At 65.9% G+C, this 14,604-nt stretch carries 18 protein-coding genes; 13 read left to right on the plus strand and 5 right to left on the minus strand.

Annotated elements, in window-relative coordinates; genetic code table 11:
* The first annotated feature begins 25 nt into the window (after positions 1 to 25).
* From MU516_RS07225 to MU516_RS07240, 4 genes are all read left to right on the plus strand, one after another.
* Complete coding sequence (locus MU516_RS07225) at positions 26 to 451, plus strand: YeeE/YedE family protein (protein ID WP_260276542.1); 426 nt, start codon at positions 26 to 28, stop codon at positions 449 to 451.
* A complete protein-coding gene (locus tag MU516_RS07230; protein ID WP_260276543.1) occupies positions 448 to 864 on the plus strand; it encodes a DUF6691 family protein in 417 nt (138 codons plus the stop codon). The genes MU516_RS07225 and MU516_RS07230 overlap by 4 nt, the downstream gene beginning before the upstream one ends.
* Positions 861 to 1,310, plus strand: a complete 450-nt coding sequence (gene dtd / locus MU516_RS07235; protein WP_260276544.1) for a D-aminoacyl-tRNA deacylase — start codon at positions 861 to 863, stop codon at positions 1,308 to 1,310. The genes MU516_RS07230 and dtd overlap by 4 nt, the downstream gene beginning before the upstream one ends.
* A 356-nt stretch (positions 1,311 to 1,666) precedes the next feature.
* Entirely contained in the window at positions 1,667 to 2,905 is a 1,239-nt protein-coding gene (locus MU516_RS07240; protein WP_260276628.1) for a DEAD/DEAH box helicase, read from the plus strand.
* Between the two features lie 47 nt (positions 2,906 to 2,952).
* Here the strand turns inward: MU516_RS07240 and MU516_RS07245 are convergent, their stop codons facing one another.
* Positions 2,953 to 4,146: a multidrug effflux MFS transporter gene (locus tag MU516_RS07245; RefSeq protein ID WP_260276545.1), complete on the minus strand. Its 1,194-nt coding sequence runs from the start codon at positions 4,144 to 4,146 to the stop codon at positions 2,953 to 2,955.
* A gap of 23 nt (positions 4,147 to 4,169) precedes the next feature.
* Here MU516_RS07245 and MU516_RS07250 point away from each other — a divergent pair, with 23 nt between their 5' ends.
* The 3 genes from MU516_RS07250 (at position 4,170) to MU516_RS07260 (ending at position 5,621) form a co-directional block, all read left to right on the plus strand.
* Entirely contained in the window at positions 4,170 to 4,343 is a 174-nt protein-coding gene (locus MU516_RS07250; RefSeq protein ID WP_260276546.1) for a hypothetical protein, read from the plus strand.
* Positions 4,310 to 4,882 carry a thymidine kinase gene (locus tag MU516_RS07255; RefSeq protein ID WP_260276547.1) on the plus strand — a complete coding sequence of 191 codons (573 nt, stop codon included), beginning with the start codon at positions 4,310 to 4,312 and terminating at the stop codon, positions 4,880 to 4,882. Before MU516_RS07250 ends, MU516_RS07255 begins: the two co-directional genes overlap by 34 nt.
* 64 nt (positions 4,883 to 4,946) lie before the next feature.
* Positions 4,947 to 5,621, plus strand: a complete 675-nt coding sequence (locus tag MU516_RS07260) for a DUF2270 domain-containing protein (protein ID WP_260276548.1) — start codon at positions 4,947 to 4,949, stop codon at positions 5,619 to 5,621.
* A gap of 51 nt (positions 5,622 to 5,672) precedes the next feature.
* Here MU516_RS07260 and MU516_RS07265 read toward each other — a convergent pair whose 3' ends face one another.
* The gene (locus MU516_RS07265; RefSeq protein ID WP_260276549.1) at positions 5,673 to 6,617 is read right to left on the minus strand and encodes a DMT family transporter; all 945 of its coding nucleotides are present in this window, start codon (positions 6,615 to 6,617) and stop codon (positions 5,673 to 5,675) included.
* Positions 6,618 to 6,810: 193 nt separating this feature from the next.
* On the opposite strand from MU516_RS07265, the gene MU516_RS07270 reads away from it, so the two are divergent.
* The 6 genes from MU516_RS07270 to MU516_RS07295 are packed head-to-tail and all read left to right on the plus strand — an operon-like array spanning position 6,811 to position 12,233.
* On the plus strand, positions 6,811 to 7,956 hold the full coding sequence (locus MU516_RS07270) for a D-alanyl-D-alanine carboxypeptidase family protein (RefSeq protein WP_260276550.1): 1,146 nt from the start codon (positions 6,811 to 6,813) through the stop codon (positions 7,954 to 7,956).
* Positions 7,956 to 8,552 carry a dTMP kinase gene (gene tmk, locus MU516_RS07275; protein WP_260276551.1) on the plus strand — a complete coding sequence of 199 codons (597 nt, stop codon included), beginning with the start codon at positions 7,956 to 7,958 and terminating at the stop codon, positions 8,550 to 8,552. The genes MU516_RS07270 and tmk overlap by 1 nt, the downstream gene beginning before the upstream one ends.
* Complete coding sequence (locus MU516_RS07280) at positions 8,549 to 9,661, plus strand: DNA polymerase III subunit delta' (protein WP_260276552.1); 1,113 nt, start codon at positions 8,549 to 8,551, stop codon at positions 9,659 to 9,661. The genes tmk and MU516_RS07280 overlap by 4 nt, the downstream gene beginning before the upstream one ends.
* Positions 9,662 to 9,664: 3 nt before the next feature.
* Positions 9,665 to 10,471 (plus strand): TatD family hydrolase, encoded by an 807-nt coding sequence (locus tag MU516_RS07285; protein ID WP_260276553.1) that lies wholly within the window; start codon positions 9,665 to 9,667, stop codon positions 10,469 to 10,471.
* Complete coding sequence (locus MU516_RS07290) at positions 10,468 to 11,292, plus strand: MBL fold metallo-hydrolase (protein WP_260276554.1); 825 nt, start codon at positions 10,468 to 10,470, stop codon at positions 11,290 to 11,292. Before MU516_RS07285 ends, MU516_RS07290 begins: the two co-directional genes overlap by 4 nt.
* The gene (locus MU516_RS07295) at positions 11,289 to 12,233 is read left to right on the plus strand and encodes an AEC family transporter (RefSeq protein WP_260276555.1); all 945 of its coding nucleotides are present in this window, start codon (positions 11,289 to 11,291) and stop codon (positions 12,231 to 12,233) included. The genes MU516_RS07290 and MU516_RS07295 overlap by 4 nt, the downstream gene beginning before the upstream one ends.
* 10 nt (positions 12,234 to 12,243) lie before the next feature.
* Here the strand turns inward: MU516_RS07295 and MU516_RS07300 are convergent, their stop codons facing one another.
* The 3 genes from MU516_RS07300 to trmB all read right to left on the minus strand — a co-directional run bounded on the left by MU516_RS07300 (position 12,244) and on the right by trmB (position 14,502).
* A complete protein-coding gene (locus MU516_RS07300) occupies positions 12,244 to 12,846 on the minus strand; it encodes a 2-dehydro-3-deoxy-6-phosphogalactonate aldolase (protein WP_260276556.1) in 603 nt (200 codons plus the stop codon).
* On the minus strand, positions 12,843 to 13,718 hold the full coding sequence (locus MU516_RS07305; protein WP_260276557.1) for a 2-dehydro-3-deoxygalactonokinase: 876 nt from the start codon (positions 13,716 to 13,718) through the stop codon (positions 12,843 to 12,845). The genes MU516_RS07300 and MU516_RS07305 overlap by 4 nt, the downstream gene beginning before the upstream one ends.
* A 67-nt stretch (positions 13,719 to 13,785) precedes the next feature.
* On the minus strand, positions 13,786 to 14,502 hold the full coding sequence (gene trmB / locus MU516_RS07310; protein ID WP_260276558.1) for a tRNA (guanine(46)-N(7))-methyltransferase TrmB: 717 nt from the start codon (positions 14,500 to 14,502) through the stop codon (positions 13,786 to 13,788).
* Between the last annotated feature and the right edge of the window lie 102 nt (positions 14,503 to 14,604).

The following is a 14,604-nucleotide window of genomic DNA, read 5'->3' on the forward strand; positions in this document are numbered from 1 at the left end:
TTCCCCGGAACAGATGGAGCCTTCGATGAACCCTGACTGGATCGCCGGACTGATCGGCGGATTGATGATCGGCTGCGCTGCTGCCGTGTATCTGCTGGGAAACGGCCGGATCATGGGGGCCAGCGGGCTTCTGGGCGGACTGGTGGACGGCACGGGGCGCAGCAACATGGTTGAACGCGCGGTCTTCATCGCCGCGCTGATCGTGGCCCCCGCGCTGCTGGTGCTGATCGGCGCGGCCGAGCGTTCGGCGCCCATCGCTGGCAGCGGCATCCTGGTGCTTGCCGGACTTCTGGTTGGCTTCGGGACGCGGCTTGGGAACGGGTGCACGTCGGGGCATGGCGTCTGCGGCATTTCGCGATTTTCGCGCCGGGGCATCGTGGCCACACTGGTCTATCTGTTCACCGGCGGCATTGCCGTGATCGTCGCGCGGGCGCTGGGATGGACGGCATGATGCGGCTTGTCATCGCGGCGCTTGCGGGCGCGCTGTTCGGGACGGGCCTGCTGATCTCGGGCATGACCGACCCGGCAAAGGTGCAAGGCTGGCTTGATGTGTTTGGAAACTGGGATCCGACGCTTGGATTCGTGCTGACCGGTGCGATCCTGCCGATGCTGGTCGCCTGGCGTGTTGCCGCCCGGCGCCGCACCGCCCTGACGGGTACGGAATTGCCGCCGCCCCCACCGCAGAAGATCGACGGGCGGCTGATCGCCGGGGCTGCGCTGTTCGGCCTTGGTTGGGGCCTTTCTGGCCTGTGCCCCGGACCCGCAATGGCCTCGCTTGGCTTCGGCGGCGTGCCGTTCCTGATCTTCTTCGCCGCGATGGTGGCGGGAATGCTGCTGTTCTCGGTCTGGAACCGCCGCGCATGAGGGCGCTGATCCAGCGTGTGACTGACGCTTCGGTCGAGGTCGAGGGGCGGATCGTAGGTCAGACGGGACCGGGGCTTCTGGTGCTGGTCTGCGCGATGCGGGGCGATCAGGAAGAAACTGCCGACAAGCTGGCCGCGCGGATCGCGAAGCTGAGGATCTTTCAGGACGAGGCGGGAAAGATGAACCGTTCGGTCCTGGATATCGGCGGCGGCGCGCTGGTGGTCAGCCAGTTCACCCTGGCGGCGGATACGCGTACCGGCAACCGTCCCGGATTTTCCGCCGCCGCCGCGCCCGAGGACGGGCGGCGGCTGTATGAATATTTCACCATCAGCCTGCGTGGCCAGGGCATCCCGGTCGAAACCGGCATCTTCGGTGCCGACATGAAGGTGCGGCTTCTGAACGACGGCCCGGTCACGATCTGGCTGGACAGCGCAGACCGCGCTTGACTTGTCCGGCCCGAACCTCCATCTGTCCCACGTCGCAACCCGCTGCCGCGTGAGCAGCCGCGAGGAATCGCCAGGGCCGCGGCACATCATCCAGTTTCCCACTCACGCGGGGAGGCTTGCAGGCACTCTCGTATTTCGCCTGCACCCCTGCTGATCGCCGCGCGATGATGCGCGGCCCCTGCCCTTGCGCCCGATACGAGGGGTGTCGGGGATGAAAGTCCTTTATGGAAAACCAGAATAATCGTCGCCGCCCCTCGCGTGGCGGCAAATCCCGCCCCGGTCATGCCTACGCCGCCCCGAACGAGGGGCGCCGCGCCCCCGCCCGCGACCCGCTTCCCACCGGCCCCTTCGCCGACATGGGCATCGACCCGCGGATCAATGCCAATATCGCCGCGATGGGGCTGAACAAGCCCACGCCGATCCAGGATCAGGCGATTCCGGCCGTGGTCGGCGGACGCGATGTGCTGGGCCTTGCACAGACCGGCACCGGCAAGACCGCCGCGTTCGGCCTGCCGATGCTGACCCGGCTGATCAAGTTCGGCAAGAAGCCCGACCCGAAGACATGCCGGGCGCTGATCCTGGCCCCCACGCGCGAGTTGGCGACCCAGATCGCCACCAATATCGACGCCTATGCCGAAGGCACGCCGATCCGGTCCTTCCGCGTCGTCGGCGGCGCCTCGATCAACGTCCAGACCGAGCGGATGTCGCGCGGCGTGGACGTGCTGATCGCGACGCCGGGCCGACTGATGGACCTGATCGAACGCCGCGCGATCGACCTGTCGGCCACCACCTATCTGGTGCTGGACGAGGCCGACCAGATGCTGGACATCGGCTTCATCCACACGCTGCGCAAGATCGCGCGGATGCTGCCCAAGGAACGTCAGACGCTGATGTTCTCGGCCACCATGCCGAAGCTGATGTCGGAATTGTCGGACACCTATCTGACCGATCCGGTCAAGGTTGCTGTCAACCCGCCGGGCAAGGCCGCCGACAAGATCGACCAGGGCGTGCATTTCGTGTCGCAGGGCGACAAGGCGACGCTGCTGGCCGAATATCTAGCCAAGCATCCCGGCGAATTGTCGATGGTCTTCGGCCGCACCAAGCATGGCTGCGAGAAACTGTCCAAACTGCTGGACAAATGGGGCTTTTCGGTCGCCGCGATCCACGGCAACAAAAGCCAGGGTCAGCGCGAACGGGCGCTGCAGGCCTTCCGCAAGGGCGACACGCAGGTGCTGGTGGCAACCGATGTCGCGGCGCGCGGGCTGGATATTCCCGAGGTCGCGCATGTCTATAACTACGACCTGCCGAATGTCGCGGAAAACTATGTCCACCGTATCGGCCGCACTGCACGTGCCGGACGCGATGGACGCGCGGTCGCGTTCTGCGCCCCGGCCGAACTTGGCGAACTGCGCGCCATCGAGAGGGCGATGAAATCGTCGATCACGGTCATCGGCGGCGAAGTTCCGGCCGCAACGGCACCTGCGGGTCGCGGCGGTGCACCGCGCGGTCGCGGCAAGCCGATAGACGGCGGGGGCAACAAACGGCCAGCGCGCCGCACCTCGCGCCAGCCGCGCAGCCGTCAGGCCAAGGCCTGATTCTATCAAAGGAAAGGGCCGTAGGATATTGATCCTGCGGCCCTTTTTTATGCCGCCCGAAGACGCAGCCGCGGCAGCGACAGGGCCGCCGACACCCAGGCAAGCCCCGCGCACAGCGCGATCGCCGGGACCATGGTGGCGGCCGAATTGTCCATGAACGGCCCTGTCACGACGATCATCGCGCCGCCGGTCAGCATCTGGATCGTGCCTCCAAGCGATGACGCCATGCCTGCGATGTCGGGATGTGGATCCAGCGACATGACCATCGCGGTCGGTATCACCAGTCCCAGACAGGCGTTGGCGACAAACAGCCCCGCTACCACCACCGGCAACGCATCGGCGCCGGACCAGACCAACCCGGTCAGCAGCAGGGTCAGCGCCGCAAAGCCGGTGATCGCCAAGGCGATAACCCGCTCCATCCCGAAGCGCGCGGCCATCGGCCCTGCGAACTGCGAGGCGGTGAAGAAGCCGATCGCGTTGATCGCGAACGCGATCGAGAAGCCGGTCGGGCTTAGCCCGTATTGACGCGTATAGACGAAGCTGGCCGTGGACAGGAACACGAAGAAACTGGCCATGCCAAAGCCGCCGATCATGGTCAGACCCATGAAGCGGCGGTCGCCCAGAAGCCTTTTCGCCCCCGACAGCATCGGCGCAAGACGGACCGGGCGACGGTTTTCGGTGGGCAGGGTTTCCGGCAGGACGAACAGGATCAGGCACAGGCTCAGCAGTGCGGCGGCGGCCAGAACGCCGAAAATCTCGCGCCAGCCGCCCCATGCCATGACCAGCGATCCGGTCAGCGGGGCCAGCATCGGTGAAATCGAGATGACGATCATGATCGCCGCCATCATCTTCGCGGCCGCCGGTCCAGTCGCCAGATCGCGGATCACCGCCCGCGGCACCACCATCAGCGTCGCCGAGCCCAGCCCCTGCACCGCACGCGCGGCGATCAGCCAGCCGATCGACGGCGCCAGTGCTGCGGCGATCGTCGCCACCAGAAAGATAACCACACCGATTACCAGCGGCCGCTTGCGCCCGACCGCATCGGCCATCGGGCCATAGATCATCTGGGCGATCCCGAAGGTCACGAAGTAGGCTGTCAGGGTCAGCGCGGCGCCAGTTTCGGTCGTATCCAGATCGCGCGCGACCTGAGGCAAAGCGGGCAAATACATGTCGACCGCGAACGGACCGACGGCGGCAAGAAGCCCCAGGATCAGGGCCATGCGAAACAACGGGTCACGCATCGTAAAAAACCTGTTTTGAAGTCATGGAAAAGGCGGCGCAGAATCGCGCCAAGGGGAATATCGCCGCCGCCGTGCCGAAGAATATGCCAGAAACGGCCAGCGGCCGCAAACCGAACTGGCAGCATCTTGCCGCCGAAGGAGCGCGCGGCTATCTGCTGCCGCCATGGCGAAGCTGTATTTCCACTATTCGACGATGAATGCAGGCAAAAGCACCCTGCTTCTTCAAGCGTCCTATAACTATCGCGAACGCGGCATGGGCACGCTGCTGCTGACCGCGGCGCTGGACAGCCGCGCGGGCCAGGGCAGGATCGCCAGCCGCATCGGCATCGCGGACGAGGCACTGACATTCAGCGCCGAAAGCGACATGTTCGCCCTGGTCAGCCAGCACCGCGCGGGTTGCGACTGCGTCTTCATCGACGAGGCGCAATTCCTGTCCAGGGACCAGGTCTGGCAGCTGGCCCGGATCGCCGACGACCTGAACATTCCCGTCATGTGCTATGGGCTGCGGGTCGATTTCCGGGGCGAGCTGTTTCCCGGCTCGGCCGCGCTGCTGGCGCTTGCCGACGACCTGCGCGAGGTTCGCACGATCTGTCATTGCGGCAGAAAGGCTACCATGGTCATTCGCCGCGACGAATCCGGCCACCCGATCACCGAGGGCGCCCAGGTCCAGGTCGGCGGCAACGAAGTCTATGTCTCGTTGTGCCGCCGCCACTGGCGCGAGGCCACCGGCGGCTGAAGCGCGCGCGGCCCTTGCCGAAATTCATCCCCCCTGCCAATCTGAGACGAAGGGAGAGGGGCACATGGACATCGATCCGACGGCACGCACGCGGCTTGATTCGGCCGAAATGGGAGTGATCGCGCACCTTTATCGCGGGGAGATCTATCGTTCGACATTGTGGCGCACCCGCCTCGACACCACCACGAACTGGTCGGTGGTCACGCTGGGGGTCGCCCTGTCCATCGCATATTCCTCTCCTCAGGCATCGCCCCTGCCACTGGTGCTTGTCGGCATCCTGATCTTCTTTTTCCTGATGCTCGAGGCGCGGCGCTATCGCTATTTCAACGTCTGGCGGGCGCGTTGCCGCTGGATGGAGCTGCATTTCCTGGCGCCGATGCTGACCGAGGGCGATCTGCATCTGGAGGAAGGCTGGCAGAACCGACTGGCCGAGGATTACCGCCATCCAACCTATCATGTCAGCTTCTGGACCGCTGTCGGGCGCCGGATCAGGCGAAACTATTTCTGGATCCTGCTGATTCAGACAATCGCCTATCTGGGCAAACTGATGGTGCATCCCGTGCCGCTGGAAAGTGTCGGGCAGTTTCTGGAACGCGCGTCGATCGGCCCGCTTCCGGGATGGATGGTTCTGGGCGTCGGCGCGCTCTATTGCGCGGCGCTGGGGGCCATCGCGCTGATCAGCGGTCGCGCCGATGCGCAGCGCGCGAAGATGCGGCAGGATCCGTTGGGAATGGGTTGATCGCGAACGACAATCATCGCCCGCGTTTCTACCACGCCTGTCGGGCAGGTTTCACCCCTGTGGCGTCATCGCCTTGCGCTGCCGGTTGCGTTCCAGCCCCAGCCGCCGCTCGCGCCAGATGATCAGGATGCCCGCTAGGATCACGACGGCGGCGCCGATCACCACGGTCAGTGTCGGCACCTCGTGAAACACGAAGAACCCGATCGCCAGTGCCAGGATCATCGAGGCATATTCGAACGGCGCGATCAGCGAAGCGTCCGCAAAACGATAGGACGATGTCAGCAGGATCTGCCCAAGCCCGCCAAGAAGCCCGGTCAGCACCAGCAAGCCGAATGTGGTCGGATCGGGAAGCACCCAGCCGAACGGAATGGTCGCAAGGCTGAGCACTGCGGATGTGACCGAGAACCAGAAGACGATTGCCGATGTGCGCTCGTCCTGAACCAGCCTGCGCACGAAAATCTGCGCCAAAGCCGCGCAGGTCGCACCACCAAGCGCGACAACGGCACCAAGCTGGCGACGATAATCCTGCGCCCCGGCCTCAAGCCGCAGTTGTGGCGACAGGACGATCAGCACGCCGATCAGCCCCAGTCCGACCATCCCCAGCCGGAACAGCCGCACATCCTCGCCCAGAAACATCGCCGCGAAGACCACCACTAGCAAGGGCGCGGCATAACCGATCGCGGTGACTTCGGGAAACGACAGCAGCGAGAGCGCCCAGAATCCCAGCCCCATTGCCGCCGTGCCTATGATGCCGCGATAGAAATGCCCCATCGGACGAAATGTCGTCAGCCCCGTCGCAAGCTCTCCGCGCCACCACAACCAGACCAGAATCACCGGGATCGCGAAGAACGACCGAAAGAATACCTGCTGTCCCGGCGGCACCCCCAGCCCGTCCTGCGACGTGGCCTTGACCAGCGCCGCCATCAGCGTGAACACCGCGACACTGCTGCATTTCAGCGCGATGCCCAGAAGCGGGCGTTCAGAGGTCAGGGACATTTGCGATCTGCCGGTCTGCGGGGAACGGCGCGCGAACGCACGCCCAGCCCGATGGCTAGGCCGCGCGCAGTCCGGCGTCAAGCATCGACAAATCGCGCAATCCGATCACTTTCGCATGGCTTCCCAAGCAGGCGCGTTGCGGGGCGCAAGACCATCATGTAACCATCCTGCCCAAACAGGCAAAGGATCTCCCATGCGCGCATTTCTGCTGAGGCTGGCCGCCCTGCTGTGTCTGACCGCACCCGCGAACGCCTTCGACACCAATGCCGGCACGGCGTGGGTCTATGATGTGGCGACCGGCACCGTGCTGATGGAAAAAAACGCCGATCAGTCGATCCCGCCTGCCTCGATGTCGAAGCTGATGACAACCTACATGCTGTTCGAGGCGCTGCACGAAGGCCGCGTGCAGATGGACACGCGCTTGCCCGTCTCGACCAAGGCGCGGCAGATGAAGGGTTCGACCATGTTCCTGAACGAACAGGATCGTCCCACGGTCGAGGAACTGATCAAGGGCATCATCGTGCTGTCCGGCAACGATGCCTGCGTGGTCGTGGCAGAGGGACTGTCGGGAACCGAGGCCGCCTTTGCCCGCCAGATGACCGAGAAGGGCAAAGAGCTTGGCCTGACCAACTCGACCTTCGCGAATGCCTCGGGCTGGCCCGACCCGCGCCACCGGATGACGGCGCATGATCTGGGGCTGGTTGCCGTGCACCTGGTCCGCGACTTCCCGGAACTGTACAAGAATTTCGCCCTGACCGAGTTTCCCTATGACAACCGCGCGCCCGCCAATCGCTTCAACCGCAATCCGTTGCTGGGTCTTGGCATCGGCGCCGACGGCCTGAAGACCGGCCACACCCAGGAGGCGGGTTATGGTCTTGTCGGATCGGCCGTTCAGGACGGGCGGCGCATCGTCTTCGTGATCACCGGCCTGCCCACCGAAACCGCACGTGCCGAGGAAGCCGAGCGGATCGTGAACTGGGCGTTTCGGCAGTTCACCATGGAAACGCTTGTCCCCGCGGGCGAGACGGTTGTCGAGGTGCCGGTCTGGCTGGGCACGCAGGCGCGCGTCGGTCTGACCACGTCCGAGGGCGCGCGGGTGCTGATCCCCGCCGGCGCCAGGGATCAGGTCAAGGTCGAGGCCGTCTACGACTCGCCCCTGCCCGCGCCGATCGCCAAGGGCGACCAGCTGGGTCGCCTTGTGGTCACCGTGCCGGGTGCGAAAGACGCCGTCACCCCGCTTATCGCCGCACAGGACATTCCCGAGGCGGGTTTCGCAGGCCGTCTGAAGGGCGCCGCGATGCGGCTTGGAAACAAGGCGCTCGAAGCCACGGGGCTTTGATGTTCATCAGCTTCGAAGGGATCGACGGCTGCGGCAAGTCCATGCAGTCTGCGTGGCTTGCCAAAGCGCTGAGGACGGAAGGCCGTCGGGTCTTGCACACGCGCGAGCCGGGCGGCAGCCCCGGCGCCGAGGAAATCCGGCGCTTGCTGGTCGAAGGGGCCGGCGAACGCTGGTCGGTGGAAACCGAATGTCTTCTGTTCACGGCCGCCCGCCGCGATCATCTTGAACGCACCATCCGCCCCGCCCTTGACGCAGGGCAGACCGTCATCACCGATCGGTTCGCGGATTCCACCCGCGTGTACCAGGGCACGACCCGCGGCGATCTGCGCCAGATCGTCGATCGCCTGCATGCGCTGATGATCGGCGTCGAACCCGACCGGACATTCGTCATCGACGTGGATCCCGCCATCGCCCTTGCGCGCGGCAAGGCGCGCGGCGGAAACGAGGATCGGTTTGAAAGCTTTGGCCTGGACTTTCAGCTGCGGCTTGCGGCGGGTTTCAGGGCGTTGGCGCAAGAATACCCCGACCGGGTCCGCGTGATCGACGGCAGCGGAAGCGTCGAGGACGTCGCCGCCCGTGTCAGGGCCGCGCTGTGAAGACGGACCCCGAGGACATCCCCGAACCCGACCGCGTGCCGGGGGCGCCGCATCCGCGCATGACGGGCCGGATCATCGGCCAGGACCACGCCATCGCCGAGTTCGTCGAGGCCGAGCGCAGCGGGCGCTTTCATCACGCCTGGCTGCTGACCGGTCCGCGCGGCGTCGGCAAGGCGACACTGGCCTGGGCCATTGCCCGCTGGCTGCTGTCGGGAGCGGCCAGCGACGATCTGTCCGTCCCCGATGGGGATCCGGCGGCGCGGCGCCTTGCGGCGCTGTCCGAACCGGCTCTGCAACTGATCCGGCGGCCATGGGACGACAAGGCCAGTCGCCTGCGCGCCGAGATCACCGTGGACGAGATCCGGCGACTGCTGTCGTTCTTTCACATGTCGGCCACCGATGGCGGCCGCCGCATCGCGATCGTCGATGCCGCCGACGAGATGAACACCGCCGCCGCGAACGCATTGCTGAAGGTGCTTGAAGAACCGCCCAGAGACGGGCTGATCCTGATGATCGCACATCAGCCCGCCAGGCTGCTGCCAACGATCCGGTCGCGTTGCAGGACGTTGCGCCTGAACCCTCTGACCCCGGACCAGATGACCGAGGCGCTGTCAGGGCTGGGTGTCTCTGAAGATGCCGAGGCCCTGGCCGCGTTGTCCGGCGGCTCGGTCGGCGAAGCGTTGAGGCTGTCGGGACAGGACGGGCTGACGCGGTATCAGCAGATCGTGGATCTGTTCGGCACCCTGCCGCGCATGGACCGATTGGCGGCCGCCAGACTGGCCGATGCCGCCGCCGGGCGCGCCAATGCCGATGGCGACCCGTTCGACCTGATGGTGACGCTGCTGGACCGATTCCTGACGCGGACCGCACGGGCCGGTCTGATGGGCGCGCCTTTGCCACAGGCCGCGCGGCACGAAGGCGCATTGATGGCCCGCATCTCGCCCAACGACCAGGCCGCCCGCGACTGGGCCGGGGCGCAGGCCCGTCTGTCGGCGCGAGCACGCAGCGGTCGGGCGGTCAACCTTGACCCTGCCGCGCTGGTGATGGATATGCTGACGGAACTGGCGCATCTGCCGCCGGCACAATCCGCCCTGCCAGCCAAAGGTTGACCCATGACCCAAGCGGCCCCCACGCCGATTGTTGACAGCCATTGCCATCTGGACTTCCCCGATTTCGACGGTGAACACGACGCGCTGATCGCCCGCGCGCGCCAGGCAGGCGTGACGCGCATGGTCACGATCTGCACGAGGCTGCGGCTTGAACCACAGGTCCGCGCCCTGGCCGAAGCACATGACGGCGTGTTCTACGCCGCCGGCACCCATCCGATGAGCGTCGCGGACGAACCGATGGCCAGCGTCGATGATCTGACCCGGCTGGCCGAGCATCCGAAATTCGTGGGCATCGGCGAAACCGGGCTGGACTATCACTATACCGCCGAAAGCGCGGGACGGCAGCAGGAAAGCCTTCGCATCCATATCGAGGCCGCCCGGCGGACCCGCCTGCCGCTGATCATCCACGCCCGCGACGCCGACGCCGATATGGCCAGGATCCTGACCGAGGAATATCGCGCCGGCGCCTATGATTGCGTGATGCATTGCTTCAGCTCCGGGGCGGAACTTGCCCGCGCTGCGCTGGATCTGGGCTTTTACCTGTCGATGTCCGGCATCGCCGCGTTTCCGCGGTCGGGCGATCTGCGCACGATCTTCGCCGCAGCGCCGCTGGACCGGATCCTTGTCGAGACCGACAGCCCCTACCTGGCCCCGCCGCCGCATCGGGGCAAGCGCAACGAACCTGGCTATGTCACACGGACCGCCGCCGTGGGCGCCGATCTGTTCGGCGTTGACTACGCCGAGTTCGCCCACCGGACCTCGGCCAATTTCGACCGGCTGTTCTGGAAGGCGGCCGGAGGCGCGGCGTGATCAAGGCCACGATCCTTGGCTGCGGATCTTCGGGCGGCGTGCCCCGGCTTGGCAATCTGTGGGGCGCATGTGATCCCGGTAATCCCCGGAACCGCCGCCGCCGCTGTTCGCTGCTGGTCGAACGCGAGGGACCGGGGGGCACGACCCAGGTTCTGATCGACACCGGCCCCGACATGGTGCCGCAGCTGCTGGACGCACGGATCGCCACGCTGGACGCTGTTCTCTACACCCACGCGCACGCGGACCACATCCACGGCATCGACGATATCCGGCAACTGGTTCACAACGCGCGCCGCAAGGTGCAGATCTGGGCCGATACGCCCACGACACAGGCGCTGCGGGACCGTTTTGCCTATATCTTTGACACGCCGGCTGGCAGCCTTTACCCGCCCATCGCTGATCTGAACCTGATTGACGGTCCGGTGACCATCGAGGGACCGGGCGGGCCGATCACCTTCCAGCCGTTCCGCGTCCAGCACGGAGAGATCACCGCGCTGGGGTTCCGCATCGGCGGCCTGGTCTATCTGCCCGACGTGTCGGAGATTCCCGACGAGGCATGGCCGCTGATCCAGAATGCCGAGATCTTCGTGTGCGATGCGCTGCGCCACAGCCCGCATCCCAGCCACGCAAATTTGGCGCAGGCGCTGGAATGGCTTGCGCGGGCCGGAACCCCGCGTGGCGTGCTGACCAACATGCATATCGACATGGACTACGATCAGGTCATGACGATGACGCCCGATCACATCATCCCCGCCCATGACATGATGGTGCTGAGGGTCGGAAACGTCACGCCGGCCTTGGCCGGCCCGACCGCGACGTGAGCGCGCTTTTCACCACCATCCTGCCGGTCTTTCTGGTGATCGGCTTCGGCTATCTGGTCAGCTGGCGGGGCCTGTTCTCGGAATCGGCGGTGGACGGGCTGATGCGCTTTGCCCAGAACTTCGCCGTGCCGGCCCTGCTGTTCGCCTCGATGGCGCGGCTGGATCTGGGCACCGAGTTTCGCCCCGCATTGCTGATCGCCTTCTATACCGGGGCGTTCTGCAGCTATGCCGCCGGTTGGGCGGGGGCGCGATTCCTATTCAACCGCCCTGCCCCGGACTGCGTGGCGATCGGGTTCGTCTGCCTGTTCTCCAACACCCTGCTTCTGGGCATCCCGATCACGGAACGTGCCTTCGGCGCGCAGGCCCTGGACGGCAACTGGGCGATCATCGCCCTGCATTCGCCCGCGCTTTACACTTTCGGCATCACCGCGATGGAGTTCACCCGCGCGCGCGGCACCGGCCTGTCGGTTGGGGGTGTCGCGCTGCGTGCCCTGTCGGGCGTCATCAGGACGCCGCTTGTGATCGGTATTTTGTGCGGTCTGGCGATGAACCTTCTGATGCAGGCAGGTCTGGTCATGCCCGAGGGGTTCTGGGCCGCCGTTGACATGCTGGCCCGCGCCGCGCTGCCGGCGGCGTTGTTCGGACTTGGCGGCATCCTGTACCGCTATCGCCCCGAAGGCGACATGGCGACCATCGCGATGTGCTGCGGCTGCGCATTGCTTTTGCACCCGCTGGTCACGTTCGGCCTTGGGTCGGTTCTGGGGCTGGATGTCGCGGGCATGCGTTCGGCGGTCGTCACTGCGGCAATGCCGCCGGGGATCAACGCCTATCTTTTCGCCAATATCTACGGATCTGCGCGCCGCGTCGCGGCCTCGACGGTGCTGATCGGCACCGCCGTTTCGGTCATCAGCATCTGGGTCTGGCTGGCGATCCTGCCCTGACGATATGCCCTCAGGCCGATGCCTCCCAGGCGGCAACGATCTGGCGGGCCTTTTCCGCCACCGTCGCAGCGCTGTCGCCCGGCCGATACAGCGCCGAGCCGATTCCGAACCCGGCTGCACCCGCGCGTCTCCATTCGGCCATGTTCTGGGCCGTCACGCCGCCCACCGCGTAAAGCGGCAGGTCAGGCGGCAGAACGGCCCGCATCGCTCGCAGCCCGACGGGCCCGATCAATTCACCGGGAAACAGCTTCAGCGCATCCGCCCCGGCAGCGACTGCCGCAAAGGCTTCGGTCGGCGTCATCACACCGGGATAGCTGGTCAACCCGGCGGTCTTGCTGGCGCGGATCACCGCAGGATCGCAGTTCGGCGACACGATCAGAGTGGCCCCCGTCGCGGCGACCTCGTGCACCTGCGCGACATCCAGAACCGTGCCCGCGCCGATCCGCGCAAGCCTGCCGAAGCGCGCCTGCAGCGTGGCGATGCTGGCCAGCGGCTGCGGCGAATTCAAGGGCACCTCGATCATCGTGATTCCGGCATCGACCAGTGCCTGCCCGACGCCCTGGGCGTCCGCCGGTGTCAGGCCGCGAAGAATGGCAATCAGCTTGCGTGTCATTTTTGGTCTCCGATCAGCTGGCGCGCCCGGAACAACCCGGCAATCGTCGCGGCCTCGGTATCGGCAAGCGTCGTGGCGACGCCCTGCGCGGCAAGTGCACGGGCATACAGCGCGGCAACGCGCGGTGCGCCAAGCAATGCAACCTCCTGGCCCAGCCAATAGGGCTTTGCCCCGGCCAGTTCCCAACCGATCAGCAGTCCCGAAAGCCTTGACGCCGCGCTTGACGGATCCTGCGTGCCGATCAACCCGGCGGCGCGCAGCTGGAACAGCCGTCCATAGGCCCGGTGCGGCTGCGCCAGGGCTTCGGCCAGCCCCGCATCGAAGGCCGCATCGTCACCCGGTTCGCCCAGGCTGTGACGCAGCACCGACTGACCGGCCAGCAGCCCGAACAGTTCGCCGGTCATGAAGCTTTGGAAATGGCAGATCTCGCCGGCCGAGATACGCGCCCATTTCGTGTGTGTGCCGGGCAGGCAGACCACACCGTCAAAGTCAGGCCGAGCAGCCAGCATTCCGGCAATCTGGGTTTCCTCGCCGCGCATCACGTCAGGCGGATCGTTCTGACTGACACCGCAGACGATCCAGACCCGTCGCCCCGGCACCTGGACCAGATGCGGCGCGGCTGCCACGGGAACGGATTGATAGGGTGCCTCGATCCAACCTTGCCGTGCGCCGACCATGCCGCAGGCCACAACCGGCAGACTGTCTGGCCAGCCTTCCGTGGCCTGTTCCAGAACGCCTGCAAATTCGCCTGAGGTCAGGACGCCCATGCCCTTGGCGGCTTCGCGGCGTTCGACGATCCCGGCGCCCTGCATGGCCCAGAGACGCAGATTGCTGGTGCCCCAATCGACGGCGATCCAGTCAGGTGCGGTCATCGTGGTTTCCTCCGGCGCTGTTGCCGCGCCATTGCCTTGCCCGGCTGACCAGCATTAGCAGCGCAAGTCAACCCTGCCGGCGAAAGGTCACATAATGCGGGCTGCGCCCTTCGCGCAGGGCCTTTTGTTCATAGCGGGTGCTGATCCAGTCCGCCCAAGGCTGCGGCGTTTCGGAAACCAGATCGAACCCCGCCAGCGGCACCTGCTCCAGCGTCTGGCGCACATAGTCGGGAATGTCGGTGGCGACACGGAATTCGGCGCCCGGACGCATGATGCGGGCCAGAGGCAGCAGATGTTCGGGCGTGACGAAGCGGCGCCGGTGGTGCCGCGCCTTTGGCCACGGGTCGGGATACATCAGGAAGGCTCGGTCAAGGCTGGCATCGGGCAGCACATCCATCAGGTCGCGGGCATCGCCGGGATGAACGCTGACATTCTGGACCCCGGCGGCCCGGATCTTGCCCAGAAGCATGGCGACGCCGTTGATGAACGGCTCGCATCCGATGATGCCGATGTCAGGATAGGTGGCGGCCATGTGGACCATATGTTCGCCGCCGCCAAAGCCCACTTCCAACCAGACGGCCCTGTCGTCCCCGAAGATCCTTGCCGGATAGATGGTCTCGCGTTCGGGGTTTTCCTGCGCGGTGATGCCGCGGGGACGCAGTTCCCCCAGATCCTCGGCCAGATAACCCTTCTGGCTGTGCCGCAGCGTCTTGCCGTGACGCCTGCCATAGAAATTGCGGCGCGGCGGATTCGGATCAAACTCGGATTTCGGTGTCTCGTTCATGGCCCGGGCATTGCCGCAACCAAGCCACGCGGTCAAGCCTTGCCACGACCCGGACACGTCCGCCGGATGCAGGCCCGCAGCATTCGGCGGCACGCGGATCGC

It is taken from the genome of Paracoccus maritimus (assembly GCF_025195095.1).
Taxonomy (GTDB): domain Bacteria; phylum Pseudomonadota; class Alphaproteobacteria; order Rhodobacterales; family Rhodobacteraceae; genus Paracoccus; species Paracoccus maritimus.